This window comes from Streptomyces yongxingensis, from assembly GCF_055597465.1.
Window position 1 is genome coordinate 9,066,450 of sequence record NZ_CM145717.1, and the last position, 15,175, is coordinate 9,081,624.

Sequence of the window (15,175 nt, forward strand, 5' to 3'; positions counted from 1 at the left end):
GAGCGTCAGGCATTCATGGCGGCTCGGTCGGACTCACTGCGCAGAACGCAGAATTCGTTGCCTTCGGGATCAGCGAGGATCGCCCAGCCTGAACCATCGGGATTTCGGTGATCAGCGACAAAGGTGGCACCGAGGCCCAGCAGCCGGTCCACCTCCTGATCGCGCGAGGTCTCGGGGCGCAGACACAGATGGATCCGGTTCTTGATCTTCTTTGCCTCGGGCACCTGGTTGAAGTGCAGCACTGGCCCCTCCGCCAGCAGCACCTGAGTCTCCCGGTCACCCGGTCTGTCCTCCGGATGCAGCGGACGGCCGGTCACCCTGCTCCAGAACCGGGCCAGCTCGTAGGCGTCCGCACAGTCAATCGCCACGTTCTGCAATACCGAGACCATGCATGCGAGCCTTCCTGATCTCCACGTCGAGCGCCACCGAGTTGCGCCCATCCTTCGCGCACACAGCTCTGGACTTTGCCTGCCGGAGGGCTGTTACGGCTCTGTACTGCTGAAGGAGCACGGCAGCATTGCGGCGTACGGTGGCAGCGTGGCAAACGAACACCTGGGGCGGACGCTGCGCCGCTTGCGCCGTCTGGCCGCCCTGACGCAAGAAGAACTGGCCGAGCGTTCCGTCGTGTCCGTCGACGTGATCCGTCAGCTCGAACAGGGGCGGAAGCACTCGGCACGCCTCCCCACGCTGCACGCGCTGGCGAACGGTCTCGGCGTGGAGCTGACCACCCTCCTGGGTGACCCTCCTGCGGTCTCCTCGACAGGCGAGAACGACGGGCCGCGCTTCGTGGCCGTGCGCCGCGCCATCATGCCCGCGCTCTGGGGACCGGAGCCGGAGCCGCCCGGGCCCGACTTCTCGTTGGACCGTCTTCGCGAGCAGATCGCGGACGGTTGGACCCAGTATCATGCCGCAGAGTTCGAGACGGTGATGAAGGCATTGCCAGAATTGATCTCGGATGCGCGCACCGCCACGGCCTCGGGCGACGACGCCGACCGCAGGGCGGGTTTCGCGGCTCTGGGCAAGGCGCTTCAGCTCGCAGGCCATGTCGCCGTGCGGATGGGCAAGACGGACCTTGCCCTGACGAGCCTGGAGCGCGCGATAGACGCCGCGGGACAGTCCTCCGATCCGCTGCTACTGCCGATGATCGTCAACTCCATGGCATGGACCTACCAGCGGCAGGGACGACTGGAGGATGCGTTGGGCATCGCGCTCCGTGCCGCCGACGACATGACGAACGCTGTCCACACCGGGACGGCTGACGGCCTGAAGGTATGGGGAGCTTTGACCATGAGTGCGGCCACGTCGGCCGCGAGGAGTGGCGACTACGAGCGCGCGGCGGCGATGATGGAGACGGCAGAGAAGGAAGCCGCTCGGGTCTCGAAGCTGTCCGACAGCGGTGACAACCGCATGGTCAGCGTCTTCAGCCCATCGTCGGTCCGGATCGAACGTGTCCGCCTTGCTGTCCAGTATGGGCACCCCGAAGAGGCCTTGAGGCTGGCCAAGGGCATGCGGTTGTCGAAGGATACCCCGCCGTCCTGGCGGACGTGGCTGCTGCTGGACGTGGCCCGAGCCCACACGGACGTGGGGGACGCGGCGGGAGCCGTGAATACCCTGGAGTCCCTGCGCCGGGTGGCGCCGACGTGGATGCAGCACCACACGTTGGCCGTGGCCATCGTGCGCGACCTGTGGGCGTTGCCCAACCACCCGCCAGGGCTGCGCCCACTGGCGGAGTTCCTGGGGGTTGGCGAATAGCGTCCTGAAACTAGGATGTTGCGCCCCTGTCACCCTTCTTGGCGCGTCGCTTACATGAGTGGTCACTGCCCCGCAGCCTTGTGAACAGCCGGGGCTGTGGTCGACCCGAAAGAGCAATTGACGTGCCAGAATTCACGGACGCGCGGTCACGAAAGCAGCCTCGACAATGTCTGCCGCTCACCATAGCCCGCCCTACTGGGCACCCTGGCTACAGCGAGACCCTGCCGCGTGAACCAGAGAGCGCGGTCACAGCCCGGCGTCTGGTGCGCGTCGCCTTCGCAACATGGCGCCTGGAAGAACTGGCCGAGGTCGCGGCTTTAATCGCCTCCGAGCTGGTGACCAACGCAGTGAAGCACGCCCAGAGTAATTACATCCGGGTCACCGTCACCCGGCTCGAGGCAACGCGGGTGCGCATCGGGGTGGTGGACAAATCGAAGAGACGCCCGGTGCTTCGGGAGTCGAGCGCGGAGGACGAGAGCGGGCGCGGCCTCGCGCTCGTGGCCGCGCTGGCCGAGGAGTGGGGCACCGATCCGCTGCCGTGGGGCAAGCGGGTGTGGGCAGAGCTGCACGGGAAGGAAAGCGGATGACCGGCGAATCAGTCCAGGCCGTGGTCGCGGGCGTAGCGGGTGGCCGCGACGCGGTCGCGGGAGCCGGTCTTGGTGAAGACCCGGTTGATGTGGGTCTTCACGGTGTTGCCACTCAGGAAGAGGGCGGCGGCGATCTCCGCGTTGGTCGAACCGCGTGCCATCAGCGTGAGGATCTCCGCCTCACGCCGGGTGAGGCCGTCCGGGAGCGGCTGGTCGGCGGCGTCGGGCCCCGAACGAGCGGCGTCGGGCCCCGGGGGAGGGGCGGCGGGAGCGCTCGCCGCGGCGAGCAGGGTGGCCTGGACCCTGGGGTCGAGGACGGAGAGCCCCGCGACGGCGCTGTGCAGGGTACGGGCGATGTGCAGGCGGTCCGCGTCCTTGGTGAGGTAGGCGCGGGCCCCGGCGCGGAGCGTCTCCAGGACGGAGGTGTCGTCGGCGTAGGTGGTCAGGACGACGACGGCGACCTCGGGATGTTCGGCGGTGAGCCGGCGGGTGGCCTCGGTGCCGTCGAGCACCGGCATGTGCAGGTCGAGCAGGATCGCGTCCGGGTGGTGCTCGGCGACCTGGTCGAGCGCTTGCTGTCCGTTGGCCGCCGAGCCGACGACGTCGATGTCCGGCAGCAGGTCGAGCATGAGGACCAGGCCCTCCCGGACGCTGGCCTGGTCGTCGGCGACCACGATCCGCAGCGGCCGGGTGTCCTGGGCGCTCATCGCGGCACCTCGGCCCGGACGCGCCACTGTCCGTCCCGTACCCCCGTGTCGAGTGTCCCGCCCAGCAGCAGGAGGCGCTCACGCATTCCGGTGAGGCCGTAGCCGCCGTCGACGGTGGCGAACGCGGGTGCTTGCCGAGGGGATTGTGGTGCGCCGAGCGGGTTGTCGACGGTGAGCGTCACGTGTGCGTCCTCATAGGTCAGGGTGACCTCCACCGGCTGGGCGGGGGCGTGTTTGGCGGCGTTGGTCAGGGCTTCCTGCGCGGTACGGAAGAGGGGGAGCGCCTGGTCCGCCGGGAGCGGGGAGGGCTCGCCCTCGACCCTGAGCCGTACCGGAACGCCGTGCCGCTGCCGGTGGGTGTCCGCCATCGTGCCCAGTTCCTCGTCGAGCGGCGCGAGGTCGGAGCGCAGGGCGTGCACCGCGCGGCGGGTCTCGGCGAGCCCGTCGGCGGTCAGCCGCCTCGCTCCGTCCAGCACGGTGACCGCCCGGTCGATGTCCCGGTGATCTGTCAACAGGGCACTGGCGGCCTGGATCTGGATGCTCAGGGCGCCCAGCGAATGGGCCAGTACGTCATGGATCTCACGGGCGATCCGGGTGCGTTCGTCCAGTACGGCCACCCGGCGCTGCTCCGCGCGGAGCAGCTCGCTCTGGGCGAGCATGGCGGCCGATTGCTCGGCGCGTATCCGGTAGGCGCGCCGGTTGTGGCTCGCGACCAGGACCAGCGCCACCAGCATCGGATAGCCCAGTGCGAACCCGCGGCTCGCCCCGGCGACCAGGACCCCGGTCTCCAGGGCCACCACCGTGCAGCCCGCCACGGCCCAGCCCACCGGGAGGCTCAGCTCGGTGCCCAGGTGCATGACGGCCATCAGCGAGAGGCCGATGAGTGCTCCGGTGTGCGGAAAGGCGCTGGCGTAGCCGGAGAGGGCGGCGGCGACGCCGAGCAGGATCCGCATCCGCGGCGCGCGCCTCGCGGCCTCGTCGCCGAGGGCGTGGGTGAGCTCCCACAACACCAGCGCCAAGCCGCCCAGCGCGTACGTGACGACGGCCAGGGTCACCGTCCCGGGCCCGACCGGAGGGCCCGTGAAGGTGTGCAGGCCGATGAACGCGTACGCGCCGGCCCGCATCAGCCATGACACCGTACGCAGCACGGATGCAGGATAGCGACCCGCGGACCGCTCGGCCGCGGCGCCGGGGTGTACCTCGTCATGGGCCGAGGGTCCGGCTGTTTCGTCATGGGCCGGGGGTCCGGCTGTCTCGTCGTCCCGTGTGGGGGCCGCGGGTGCGCCTTCCGGGTGTCGTCCGGTCATCGCCGTCCCCGGCGGCCCCGGTCGCGTAGGCCGTCACGCGCCGACCGGTCATACGATCCCGTGGGGCGGGGCTGCCGCGCGGGCCGCTCCGCTCCGGGCGCCGGTGTGTCGCCCGACCCGCCCAGCAGTCCCGTCAGCGCGCCCCGCACATCGAAGGGGCGGCCGTCCTTCTCCGGCGCGAACGGCACGCCGGAGGCGAGGGCGCGCGGTGTGACGACGGCGGCCTGGCCGAGCCGGTTGAGGCCGAGCAGCATCAGGAGGGGTGCCGAGGAGCCCGCCACGGGGGCGTGCAGCACCATGGCGACGACCGTCATCACGACCCGCGAGACCACCAGCGCGAGCCACAGCCACAGTCCGTACACCGGCATCCGCGCCCACAGCACCCCGTCGCGCGGCTCCAGCCGCAGCAGCGCTCCCTGGGCGGTGCCGATTCCCGCCGCGATCACCGCACTGATGACGAGGCATGCGAGATCGGTCGTGGTGAGGTGGCGGCCGCCCTTGCCGAGGCTGGTGAAACCGATGACGGCGAGGATCGCGGGAAGCAGGATCAGCCGCTTGCCGCGCAGCGGCTCGCCGCGTAGCTGACGTGCGATGACGAAGATCACGACGGCGATCGCGGCCAGCACTTGCAGCACGTTCACTGGATGACTCCCGTCGGCCACGCTTCGGTCGCGTACGCCTGTTGACTCGCCCCGAGGCTAGGAAGGCCCGCGGGGCAAAGCGTCACCCCGAGCGGTGACCTCCGGGGTGACCCGCGGGGTGATCCGCAGGTGATACCGGCGCCGGGAACCGGTACCACCGGGCGGCCGAAGCGATCACCCCGGAGGTCACCCCCTGCTACGGCGCGCGGGAACGCGTACCGGCGCGAGCCTGAGCGAGCCGAATCCGCGGCAAACCGTCCACCGAGAGGCTCGCCATCCCATGTCCACCATCGGTCAAGCCATGATCATCAACGGTGCGGTCCTGATCGCCGTCCTGGAGGCGGACCTCGGGCCCCACCGCAGGATCGGGAAGCTGCGCATTCTGCGGCCGCTGCTGATGACCGCCGCGATCGTCCCCCTCTTCATCAAGAGCCCGGCCACCCACGGCTCCGGCCTGGCGCTCGAACTCGCCGCCGTCGTGGCGGGGTTGGTGGTCGGACTGCTGGCGATGACCTTCACCACGGTCTACGCCGGCCCCACGACCGGCAAGCCGGTCAGCCGTGCGGGCTTCGCCTACGCGGCGCTGTGGATCGTCGTGATCGGCGCACGGGCCGCGTTCTCGTACGGATCGGAGCACTGGTTCGCCCGGCAACTGGGCCGCTGGATGGTCGACCACCAGGTGACCGCCGACGCCCTCACCGACGCGCTGCTGCTGATGGCCGTGGCGATGACGCTCACCCGCACCATCGGACTCGCCACGCGAGCGGCCACCGTCGGCCGCGGGGGCCGACGAGGCCACAATGAGTCTCGCATTGTCTCGTCTCGTCGGATCGGAGAGGAATGCGGCCCGGACAGGATGAAGAAGTGACCGACGGCGCGGAACTCGCGGCGCGGCTGCGCCACGTCTTCTGGATCGGTGGCGGGAGTGGGGCGGGCAAGTCGACGATCGCCCGCCGGCTCGCCGACCGCTACGGGTGGCGGCTCTACGCGACCGACGATGTGATGCGGGATCACGCCGCGCGGGTCACCCCCGAGGAGGCGCCGCTTCTGCACCGGTTCATGGCCATGGACATGGACGAGCGATGGGTGAACCGGTCTCCGGAGGTCATGCTCGAGACGTTCCACTGGTTTCGGGGCGAGGGCTTCGGCCTGATCGTCGACGACCTCCTTCGCCTGCCGCCGGAGCCCCGCGTCATCGTCGAGGGGTTCCGGCTGCTCCCGCACCTCGTGAAGCCGCTGCTCGATGCTCCTCAGCACGCCGTCTGGCTTCTTCCCACGCCCGATTTCCGTGAGGCCGCCTTCCGGGGTCGGTCGGTGCCGGGGGAAGGCTTCGTGTGGAGGACCAGCGATCCGGCGAGGGCCGGCCGCAACCTCGCCGAACGGGATCGCATGTTCACCACGCGCCTCGAGGAGGAGGCCGGGCGTCTCCGGCTGCGCACCATCCAGGTCGACACGATGACGACGGAAGACGATCTCGCTGAGCAGGTGAGCAGGGCGTTCCGCCTCTGACGCGTCACTCCTCCCGTGCCGGAGCCGCTCCGCCCCGGGCTCACTTGACGAAGACCGCCCGCGCGATCTCATCGGGCGCGGCGCTCGTCTCGGCGAGCAGCTCCCCGTCCGCGGACCAGATGCCCGAACGGCCGGACGTGCGGTCGAAGCCGTCACCGGTCGGACCCGCGAAGGCCGCCGTGGCGACCCACACGCCGTGGTCGGCGGCGACCCGGCGGGCGCGCTCGCCGTGGAGCTCGGCCTGGTGTTCGGCGTGGGCGACACCGGCCACGTAGCCGTCGATGCCCAGCGCCGCCGTCTTCGCGGCGTGCTCGGGGAAACCGGTGTCGCGGCAGACGGCGAGCCCCAGCCGCCACTCGTCCACGTCGATCACGGCGGGTTCACCGGGCACGAAGCGGACGGCCTCACTGGGGTGCAGGTGGACCTTTCCGTAGACCACCCGTGCGCCGTCTCCGTCCAACGCCAGGATGCCGATACGCGGGCCCGCCACCGGCGCGCCGACCAGGGCGAGCGTCCCGGTCGCGGCGCACGCGGCGACGATCGGCGCCAGCCGTTCGTCGTCCGGGGCGACCGGCGTCGCGTCCAGCTCGTATCCCGTCAGCGACATCTCGGGGAAGACCACCACCCGCGCGTCCGCCGCCCGAACGGCCTCCGCGTGGGCCACCGCGTTGGCCGCCACGTCATGAGCGGCGCACCTCGGCTGCGCCACCGCGATGCTCAACGGCTGTGCCACCACCCCGAACTCCTCTCGCGAGTCACGCGTTCAGCCTATCCAAGCTGTACGGCGGGAATCGCCGAAATCTGGTGGAAGGCTTACGCCGGCAGTCCGAACGACGGGGTCGGACCGCCGGCGCGGGGCTCCGCACAGCGGAGGTCAGGCGGAGGCGGCGGGCGAGGAGGCGGGTGAGGCCGTGCCGGTTCGGGGCTTCTGGCCGTCGTCCGTCGTGCCCGGGGCTGGCGGCTCGCCGTCGCGTTCCTCGGGGAGCTTCAGCAGCAGCGTCAGGACGAGTGCGACCAGGTAGAGGGCGAGGAAGATCAGGGTGACTCCGCCGGCGCCGACGACGGGGAGGAAGAGGCTGGCGATGGCCGGGCCGACGAAGGCCGCGCCGCCCGCGCCCAGGTTGAGCAGGGCCATCGAACCGCCCTTGTTCTCCGGTGCCATCGACGGGATGAGGGCCGAGATCGGCACGAATCCCGCGAGGGTCGCGCCGTAGAACATGCCCGCGAGCACCGCGACCCAGTAGTAGTCCGGGCCGAGCCAGGTCGGTACGAAGTACAGCGTCGTGACGCTGATCGCACAGCCCAGCGCGCCGAAGCCGGCGATGGTCGTGCGCCAGCCGATGCGGTCGGAGAGGACGCCGAAGATGAGGTTGAAGAAGATGTTCGTGCCGTAGATGATCGCCAGCAGCTGGAGCCACTTGTCCTCGCCGAAGCCGACGTCGTCGGAGAAGATCCGCGGCAGGTACACCAGCATGCCGAATTCCGGGGCCGTGTTGATGATCCGGACCAGGCAGCCCACCAGCACGCGCGGGTGGGTCCAGATGATGGACACGGAGTTGAGCAGGCTCTCGCCGGTGGTGACCTCCGGGGGTGCCATCCGGTCGCCGCCGGGCCTGCTGCGGGCGCCGACCAGGGCGATGGCGCCGCCGATGAGGATGAGGACGAGGGCCGACCACAGTGTGCCCAGGCGGCCGAACGAGGGGATCGTCAGGCTCGACCACAGCGAGCCGAGGGTGGGCAGGCCGCCCGTGAAGGCGAAGTAGAACCAGCCCACCGCGGTGCCCAGCCGCGCCTTCGGCGCCGTGTTGGTGATCCATACGAGGAAGCCGAACGCGAAGAGCGGATAGCCGAAGCCCCGGATGCCGTAGAAGATCAGCATCATCGGGTAGTTCTCGGTGCCCAGCGCGAAGAGCAGATACGCGGCGTCGAACACGGCCCAGATCGCCAGGCCCGTCCACATCACCCGGCGCGGCCCCCACACCTGGCAGAGCGCGCCGGAGAACCACGACGCCAGCATGACGGCGATGCCGTAGACCGTGATGACGTACCCGGCCCGTACGTCCGTCGCCGCGCCGTGATCGGCCATGTACGGAGCGATGAAGCCGGATTCGACACCGTCACCGATCATGAACAGGAGTACGCCCAGATAGCCCAGGACCAAGGGTTTCGGCATCGCTTCCTCCACTCTGCGGGGATGACGGAGTACGACCGCAGATACTCAAGCGAGCCGAGAGAAATATCAAGGGGTCTGGTAAGAATAACGAGACTCGATGGTAACTACTCGGTCTCGACGACTCTCACATCCGTCAGCTCCCGCATCTCCCGGAGCAGCTCCTCGTCCACCGGGCCGGTCAGCAGGACGTGGTCGAAGGAGTCCACGCTCTCCAGCCGGTGCAGCGCGCGGCGGCCCACCTTGCTGTGGTCCATGAGCAGCACGCTCGTCGCGCCCGCCTGCCGGGTCGCCCGCTTGATGCTGACGATCTCCTGCTCCTGGTGGAACGTCATGCCCGCGGTCATCCCGGAGGTGGAGAGCACGCTCAGATCGACGGAGATGCCGCTGATCATGTCCATCGCCGGCAGGCCGATCCATGAGTCATGGGTGCGCGAGTACTCGCCGCCCACGCAGATCAGCCGGATGCCCTCGGCGCTCCTCAGCTCCTCCGTGATCAGGCGGTAGTTGGTCACCACGGTCAGCGGCCCCACCTCGGGCAACAGCCGCGCCAGGGCCAGCGCCGAGGTCGAGTCGTCCAGCATCACCGACATCCCCGGGGCCACGAACCGCAGGGCGGCGCGGGCCAGGGCCCGCTTCTCGCCGGTGTGCGCGTGCAGCCGGAAGTCCGAACTGGACTCGAAGACCATCGAGGGCTGCGCGGAGACGCCACCGTGGTACTTGCGCAGGATGCCGCGGTCCGCCAGCTCGGCGACGTCCCGGTGGACCGTCATCAGGCTGACGCCGGTCAGCTCGACCAGTTCGGACACGGTGGCGTCCCCCTGGGCCAGAACGTGCTCGACGATCAGTTGCTGCCGCTGTTGCCGCGCACCGCGCGACGACGGGGGAGTAGTCATGCCCTCCATCCTGCCGTGTTTATTTCTCACATAGAACCAGTGACAACTCACGCCGCTACTGTTAATTTCGCTGTGGCGGACCCGCCGGGTGCCATCACCTGGCGGACACCGCCGGGCGCACGGACATCCCCGTGCCCCGCCAGCCAGACATCATCAGCCGGGAGATCAGGGGTACGCATGGCCGACGCAGTGGTCTTCGACATGGACGGCGTGCTCGTGGAGAGCGAGCATCTGTGGGAGGAGTTGTGGGCCACCTACGCCGCCGCCCGCGGCCGCACGTGGGGCCCGGAGCAGACGCGCGACGTCCAGGGGATGAGCGCCCCCGAGTGGGCCGCCTACCTCACCCGGTTCTGCGCGGCGGGTGACTCCGCCACCAGCACCGAGCAGACCGTCGTCGACGGGATGGTCCAGGCCCTGGCCGACGGCCGCATCGGCCTGCTGCCCGGAGCCCGCGAGATGGTCACCGCCACCGCCGAGCTCGCCCCCGTGGCGCTCGCCTCCTCCGCGCCGCGCCGGGTGATCGACGCCGTTCTCGTCCACCACGGCGTCGACCACCACTTCAAGGCGACCGTCTCCAGCGCCGAGGTGGAGCGCGGAAAGCCGAGCCCGGACGTCTATCTGGCCGCCGCGCGCGCCCTCGGCGTGGCCCCGGAGCGCTGTCTGGCGGTGGAGGACTCCAGCAACGGACTGCGCGCCGCCGCGGCCGCCGGGATGACCGTCGTGGCCATCCCGAATCCGCAGTACCCACCCGCCGAGGACGCCCTCGCGGCGGCCGCATACCGTTCTCCGGACCACCATGCCGTACGTGACTTCCTGCTCAGCAGGCTCGACCCCCGAGGGGAGTGACCGGACATGACCACGGTCCTGGTATCCGGCGACGACTTCATCGCCCCCGAGCTCTTCTCCGCCGCCCTGAGCGAGAGCCTGCCCTCCGCCGGGCTGACCTTCCGCACCCTGCGCACCCGCTGGCCGAACGAACCCTTCGGACCGGTCGGGGCCGACGGGCAGGGGAACGGCGGGGTCAAGGAGGCCAGCGGCACCGAGGAGCAGGTGCTGGAGGCGCTCGGCGACGCGAGTGTCGCCCTCACCCAGATGGCGCCCTTCACCGCCCGGGTCATCCGTGAGGCACCCGGCCTGAAGTTCATCGGCGTGGCCCGCGGCGGCCCGGTCAACGTGGACCTGGCCGCCGCCACCGCCGCCGGGATCCCCGTCACCTTCACACCGGGCCGCAACGCCGCCGCGGCCGCCGAATTCGCCGTCGGCCTGATCCTCGCCGCCATGCGCCGCATCACCCACGCCGACGCGGCCCTCAAGGAGGGCACCTGGCGTGGCGACTACTACGCCTACGAGAACGCGGGCCTGGAGCTCGACGGCGCCACCGTCGGCCTCGTCGGATACGGGGCCATCGGCTCGATCGTGGCCCGCGTGCTGCGCGCCTTCGGCGCACACGTCCTCGTCTCCGACCCGTACGCGGACCCGGAGCGGGCACACGCCGACGGCGTGGAGCTCACCGCCCTGGAGGACCTGCTGCGGCGCAGCTCCGTGGTGAGCCTGCACGCCCGGGTCACCCCCGAGACCCGGCATCTGCTGAACGCCGGCAACCTCGCGCTGCTGCCCGAGGGCGCCGTCCTCGTCAACTCGGCCCGCGGTGAGCTGCTCGACTACGCGCCCCTGCCCGGCCTGCTGGAGTCCGGCCGGCTCGGCGCGCTCGCCCTCGACGTCTACGACATCGAGCCGCCCCCGGCCGACTGGCCGCTGCACAAGGCCCCCAACGTCATCACCACACCCCACCTGGCGGGCGCCACCCGGCAGACCGCCGACCGGGCCGCCCTGATCACCGCCGGTGAGGCCGCCCGCTTCCTGCGCGGCGAACCGCTGCGGCACGTGGCCAATCCGGAGGTGCTGACCGGGAGCCGGCCATGATCGTCGGAGTCGACATCGGCACCTCGGTCACCAAGGCCCAGCTGATCTCCCGCGACGGCCGGACCACCCCCGCGCACGAGGCCCGCAGCACCGTCTACACCCTGCCCGGACACCGCGTCGAGCAGGACCTGGACGACGTCGTGGGCACCGTGGAGACCGTCGTACGGGCGGCGCTCGCCGACGCCGCGCAGTTGGGCGACGAACCGGCCGAGGCCCTGGCCCTCACCGGGCAGGGCGACGGCCTGTGGCTGCGCGACGCCACGGGCGCCCCGGTCGGCCGCGCGCTGTCCTGGATGGACGGCCGGGCCGCGGACCGGCTCGACCGGTGGACCGCCGACGGCACCCTGCGCGCCCTGCACCGGCGCACCGGCGTCGGTCTGTTCCCCGGCTCGGCGGCACCCCTGCTGGCGCATCTGGCCGAGCACGAGCCGGAGCGGCTGGCGGCGGCCGAGGTCGCCGGGTACTGCGTGGACGCCGTCGTGCAGCGGCTGACCGGCGCCGTGACCGTCGACGTCTCCGACGCCTCGCAGCCGTTCCTCGACGTGGCCACCCGTACGTACGACGAGACCGCGCTCGAGCTGTGCGGGCTGTCCGCACATCGCCGGCTGCTGCCGGACCCGGCGCCGCCCGGCACCCTGCACCGGCTGCTGCCCGACGCCGCCAGGCGGCTTGGCCTGCCCGCGGGGCTGCCGGTCTCCGCCGGCCCGTTCGACATCCCGGCCTGCGCCTTCGGCTCGGGGGTCGCCGAACCGGGCGAGGGCAACCTCATCATCGGCACCACCCTCGCCGCCCAGGTCCTCGACAGCGAGCCGCGCCCGGCCCTCGCCGAGGACCCGGCCGGGATGGTGCTGGCCACCCCGTACGAGGGCCGGTTCCTGCGGGTCATGCCCGCCATGATCGGCACCGCGGGACTGGACTGGCTGCTGAAGCTGCTCGATGTGAAGATCGAGGCGCTGGACGCGCTGCTCGTCCAGTCCCCGCCCGGCGCCGCGGGCGTCACCGCGCTGCCGTTCCTGTCCACCAGCGGTGAGCGGGCGCCCTTCGTCGACCCGCGGGCCCGCGGCCGGTTCGACGGCCTCTCCCCGCTGGCCGGCCGCGCCGACCTGGTACGGGCGCTGTGCGAGGCCGTCGCCTACTCGGCCCGGCACTGCATGGAAACCCTCGGCGTCACCCGCACCGTCACCGCCTGCGGCGGTGGCGCGCGCTCCGGGGAGTGGGCACGGATCTTCGCCGGTGTCCTCGGCGGCGACCTGGAGGTCTGCGACGACGCCGTGGGCATCCGCGGCGCTGCCCATGTCGCCTGGCGCTCCCTGGGCACGCCGGTCGACCCCGGCGCCTGGCGCGCCCGCCTCCGTACCGTCACCGCCGAGCGCGGGCTGATCGACCACTACGCCGAGGGCTACGCCGCCTACCGCCAGGCCCTCGAGACCGCACGCGAAGGCTGGAGCACACGATGACCAGGCTCTTCAACGACCCCGCCCGGTTCACCGACGACATGATCACGGGCTTCGCCGCCGCCCATCCCGGGCACGTACGGGCCGTGCCCGGCGGTGTGGTGCGCGCCCGCCCCGCCCGCGCCGGCAAGGTGGCCGTGCTCACCGGTGGCGGCTCCGGCCACTACCCCGCCTTCTGCGGTGTCGTCGGCCCCGGATTCGCCGACGGGTCGGTCATCGGCGATGTCTTCACCTCTCCGTCGGCCGCCCGCGCCCGCTCGGTCGCCGAGGCGGCGGAGGCGGGCGGCGGTGTTCTCTTCCTCTTCGGCAACTACGCGGGAGACGTGATGAACTTCGGGCTCGCGGCACGGCAGTTGGAGGGAGACGGGATTCCCGCCCGCTGCTTCGCCGTCACCGATGACATCGCCTCCGCCCCCGCCGACCAGACGGCGCGGCGGCGGGGCATCGCGGGTGGCTTCGTCGTCTTCAAGACCGCGTCGGCGGCGGCCGAGGAAGGTGCCTCGCTGGAGGAGGTCGTCCGCGTCGCCGAGCACACCAACGCCCGTACCCGCACGCTCGGCGTGGCCTTCGACGGCTGCACCCTGCCGGGCGCCGAAGCGCCCCTGTTCACCGTTCCCGAGGGCCGCTTGGGCCTCGGTCTCGGCATCCACGGCGAACCGGGGGTCAGCGAGGACACCCTGGGCACCGCGGAGGACCTGGCCCGCGCCCTGGTGACGGGGCTGCTCGCGGACCGGCCCGCCGACGCGGGCGACGACGGGCGGGTCGCGGTCGTCCTCAACGGGCTCGGCGCCACGAAGTACGAGGAGCTGTACGTACTGTGGGGCGCCGTGGCCCGGCAACTGGACGAGGCGGGGCTCACGCCCGTACGCCCCGAGGTCGGCGAACTCGTCACCAGTCTCGACATGGCCGGCTGCTCGCTGACCCTGAGCTGGCTGGACGAGGAACTGGAGCGGCTGTGGCTCGCCCCGGCCGACACCCCGGCCTTCTGCCGTACGCCACCGCCGGAACCCCCGGCGGACGACGCGGCCGTACGGCCCGCCGCGGCCCCGCGCCGCCCGGAGCGGTCCGCCGCCACGGCGTCCGGCGCGGCGGTCGAGGTCGCGGAGCTGGCCGTCCACGCACTGCGCGCCGCCCGCGACGTACTGCACCGGGACGCGGAGGAGCTGGGCCGGCTGGACGCGGTGGCGGGCGACGGCGATCACGGCCGTGGCATGTGCAAGGGCGTCGACGCGGCGCTGGCGGCCGCCGAGAAGGCGCACACCGACCGGCTCGCCCCGGCGGCGGTGCTGGCCGCCGCCGGCGATGCCTGGGCGGCGGAGGCCGGGGGCACCTCAGGGGCGCTGTGGGGCGTGGGCCTGCGCGCCATCGGCGCGGCGCTGCCCGCCGACCGGGCGCCGGAGCGCGAGGAGCTGGCGTCCGCCGCCGCGGACGCGCTCACCGCCGTCACCTCGCTCGGCGGGGCCGACGTGGGCGACAAGACCCTGGTCGACGCCCTCGCGCCGTTCGCCACCGCCTTCGCGACGGGGCTGCGGACCGGAGCCCCGGTCTCCGAGGCGTACGCGTCCGCCGTGGCCGAAGCCCGTACGGCCGCCGAGAACACCGCCGGGCTGCGCCCCCGCCTGGGCCGCGCCCGCCCCCTCGCCGACCGCAGCGTCGGCACCCCCGACCCCGGAGCCACCTCACTCGCCGCGGTGCTGACCGCGGTGGCCACTCTCCGCGCGACAACAGGAAGCGAATCCGTATGACCACCGCGCCTGCCTTCCGGATCGTCGTCGGTTGCGACGACGCCGGTTACGACTACAAGGAAGTCCTCAAGCGGGATCTACAGGCCGACCCCCGGGTCGCCGAGGTCATCGACGTCGGCGTGGGCAGCGACGAGCACACCGCCTACCCGCATGTCGCGGTGGAAGCGGCCCGCCGCGTGGCCGAAGGCACCGCCGACCGCGCGCTGTTGGTCTGCGGCACCGGCCTCGGCGTGGCCATCAGCGCCAACAAGGTCCCCGGCATCCGCGCGGTCACCGCCCACGACACCTACTCCGTGCGCCGCTCGGTCCTCAGCAACAACGCCCAGGTGCTCTGCTTCGGCCAGCGCGTCATCGGCCTGGAACTCGCCCGCGCGCTCACCGACGACTGGCTCGCGCAGAGCTTCGACGAGACCTCCCCGTCGGCGGAGAAGGTCGCCGCCATCCGGAGCTACGAGGGCTGACCGGCGTACGCCCGCACACCAGG

Annotated in this window: 16 protein-coding genes; 9 read left to right on the forward strand and 7 right to left on the reverse strand. The window is 71.7% G+C overall.

All coding sequences use genetic code 11. From position 1 onward, the window contains the following. Positions 1-5: 5 nt before the first annotated feature. Complete coding sequence (locus tag ACZ6TD_RS38905) at positions 6-389, reverse strand: VOC family protein (protein ID WP_471345681.1); 384 nt, start codon at positions 387-389, stop codon at positions 6-8. 148 nt (positions 390-537) lie between these two features. Between ACZ6TD_RS38905 and ACZ6TD_RS38910 the strand changes: the two genes are divergently transcribed. Both ACZ6TD_RS38910 and ACZ6TD_RS38915 read left to right on the forward strand, forming a co-directional pair. Beyond that, entirely contained in the window at positions 538-1,752 is a 1,215-nt protein-coding gene (locus ACZ6TD_RS38910) for a helix-turn-helix domain-containing protein (RefSeq protein WP_471345683.1), read from the forward strand. 263 nt (positions 1,753-2,015) lie between these two features. Further along, the gene (locus tag ACZ6TD_RS38915) at positions 2,016-2,339 is read left to right on the forward strand and encodes an ATP-binding protein (protein ID WP_471345685.1); all 324 of its coding nucleotides are present in this window, start codon (positions 2,016-2,018) and stop codon (positions 2,337-2,339) included. Between the two features lie 8 nt (positions 2,340-2,347). Here the strand turns inward: ACZ6TD_RS38915 and ACZ6TD_RS38920 are convergent, their stop codons facing one another. The 3 genes from ACZ6TD_RS38920 to ACZ6TD_RS38930 form a co-directional block, all read right to left on the reverse strand. Next, positions 2,348-3,046: a response regulator transcription factor gene (locus ACZ6TD_RS38920; RefSeq protein WP_471345687.1), complete on the reverse strand. Its 699-nt coding sequence runs from the start codon at positions 3,044-3,046 to the stop codon at positions 2,348-2,350. Then, the gene (locus ACZ6TD_RS38925; protein ID WP_471345689.1) at positions 3,043-4,194 is read right to left on the reverse strand and encodes a sensor histidine kinase; all 1,152 of its coding nucleotides are present in this window, start codon (positions 4,192-4,194) and stop codon (positions 3,043-3,045) included. Before ACZ6TD_RS38925 ends, ACZ6TD_RS38920 begins: the two co-directional genes overlap by 4 nt. A gap of 155 nt (positions 4,195-4,349) precedes the next feature. Further along, positions 4,350-4,994, reverse strand: a complete 645-nt coding sequence (locus ACZ6TD_RS38930; protein ID WP_471345691.1) for a hypothetical protein — start codon at positions 4,992-4,994, stop codon at positions 4,350-4,352. Positions 4,995-5,295: 301 nt separating this feature from the next. Here ACZ6TD_RS38930 and ACZ6TD_RS38935 point away from each other — a divergent pair, with 301 nt between their 5' ends. Both ACZ6TD_RS38935 and ACZ6TD_RS38940 read left to right on the forward strand, forming a co-directional pair. Further along, positions 5,296-5,862: a hypothetical protein gene (locus ACZ6TD_RS38935; protein ID WP_471345693.1), complete on the forward strand. Its 567-nt coding sequence runs from the start codon at positions 5,296-5,298 to the stop codon at positions 5,860-5,862. Continuing rightward, entirely contained in the window at positions 5,859-6,503 is a 645-nt protein-coding gene (locus tag ACZ6TD_RS38940) for an AAA family ATPase (RefSeq protein ID WP_471345695.1), read from the forward strand. Before ACZ6TD_RS38935 ends, ACZ6TD_RS38940 begins: the two co-directional genes overlap by 4 nt. A gap of 40 nt (positions 6,504-6,543) precedes the next feature. On the opposite strand, the gene ACZ6TD_RS38945 is transcribed toward ACZ6TD_RS38940, so the two are convergent. From ACZ6TD_RS38945 to ACZ6TD_RS38955, 3 genes are all read right to left on the reverse strand, one after another. Next, positions 6,544-7,236 carry a carbon-nitrogen hydrolase family protein gene (locus tag ACZ6TD_RS38945; RefSeq protein WP_471345697.1) on the reverse strand — a complete coding sequence of 231 codons (693 nt, stop codon included), beginning with the start codon at positions 7,234-7,236 and terminating at the stop codon, positions 6,544-6,546. Positions 7,237-7,377: 141 nt separating this feature from the next. Next, complete coding sequence (locus ACZ6TD_RS38950) at positions 7,378-8,676, reverse strand: MFS transporter (protein ID WP_471345698.1); 1,299 nt, start codon at positions 8,674-8,676, stop codon at positions 7,378-7,380. A gap of 104 nt (positions 8,677-8,780) precedes the next feature. Beyond that, the gene (locus ACZ6TD_RS38955) at positions 8,781-9,569 is read right to left on the reverse strand and encodes a DeoR/GlpR family DNA-binding transcription regulator (RefSeq protein ID WP_471345700.1); all 789 of its coding nucleotides are present in this window, start codon (positions 9,567-9,569) and stop codon (positions 8,781-8,783) included. A 177-nt stretch (positions 9,570-9,746) separates the two neighbouring features. On the opposite strand from ACZ6TD_RS38955, the gene ACZ6TD_RS38960 reads away from it, so the two are divergent. From ACZ6TD_RS38960 to ACZ6TD_RS38980, 5 genes are read left to right on the forward strand one after another with little or no spacing between them, the layout of a single operon-like run. After that, positions 9,747-10,415 (forward strand): HAD family hydrolase, encoded by a 669-nt coding sequence (locus ACZ6TD_RS38960; protein ID WP_471345702.1) that lies wholly within the window; start codon positions 9,747-9,749, stop codon positions 10,413-10,415. A 6-nt stretch (positions 10,416-10,421) separates the two neighbouring features. Continuing rightward, the gene (locus ACZ6TD_RS38965; RefSeq protein WP_471345704.1) at positions 10,422-11,492 is read left to right on the forward strand and encodes a 2-hydroxyacid dehydrogenase; all 1,071 of its coding nucleotides are present in this window, start codon (positions 10,422-10,424) and stop codon (positions 11,490-11,492) included. Next, a complete protein-coding gene (locus ACZ6TD_RS38970) occupies positions 11,489-12,949 on the forward strand; it encodes an FGGY family carbohydrate kinase (RefSeq protein WP_471345706.1) in 1,461 nt (486 codons plus the stop codon). The genes ACZ6TD_RS38965 and ACZ6TD_RS38970 overlap by 4 nt, the downstream gene beginning before the upstream one ends. Next, entirely contained in the window at positions 12,946-14,691 is a 1,746-nt protein-coding gene (locus tag ACZ6TD_RS38975) for a dihydroxyacetone kinase family protein (protein ID WP_471345708.1), read from the forward strand. Before ACZ6TD_RS38970 ends, ACZ6TD_RS38975 begins: the two co-directional genes overlap by 4 nt. After that, positions 14,688-15,152: a ribose-5-phosphate isomerase gene (locus ACZ6TD_RS38980; protein WP_471345710.1), complete on the forward strand. Its 465-nt coding sequence runs from the start codon at positions 14,688-14,690 to the stop codon at positions 15,150-15,152. Before ACZ6TD_RS38975 ends, ACZ6TD_RS38980 begins: the two co-directional genes overlap by 4 nt. Positions 15,153-15,175: the final 23 nt, after the last annotated feature.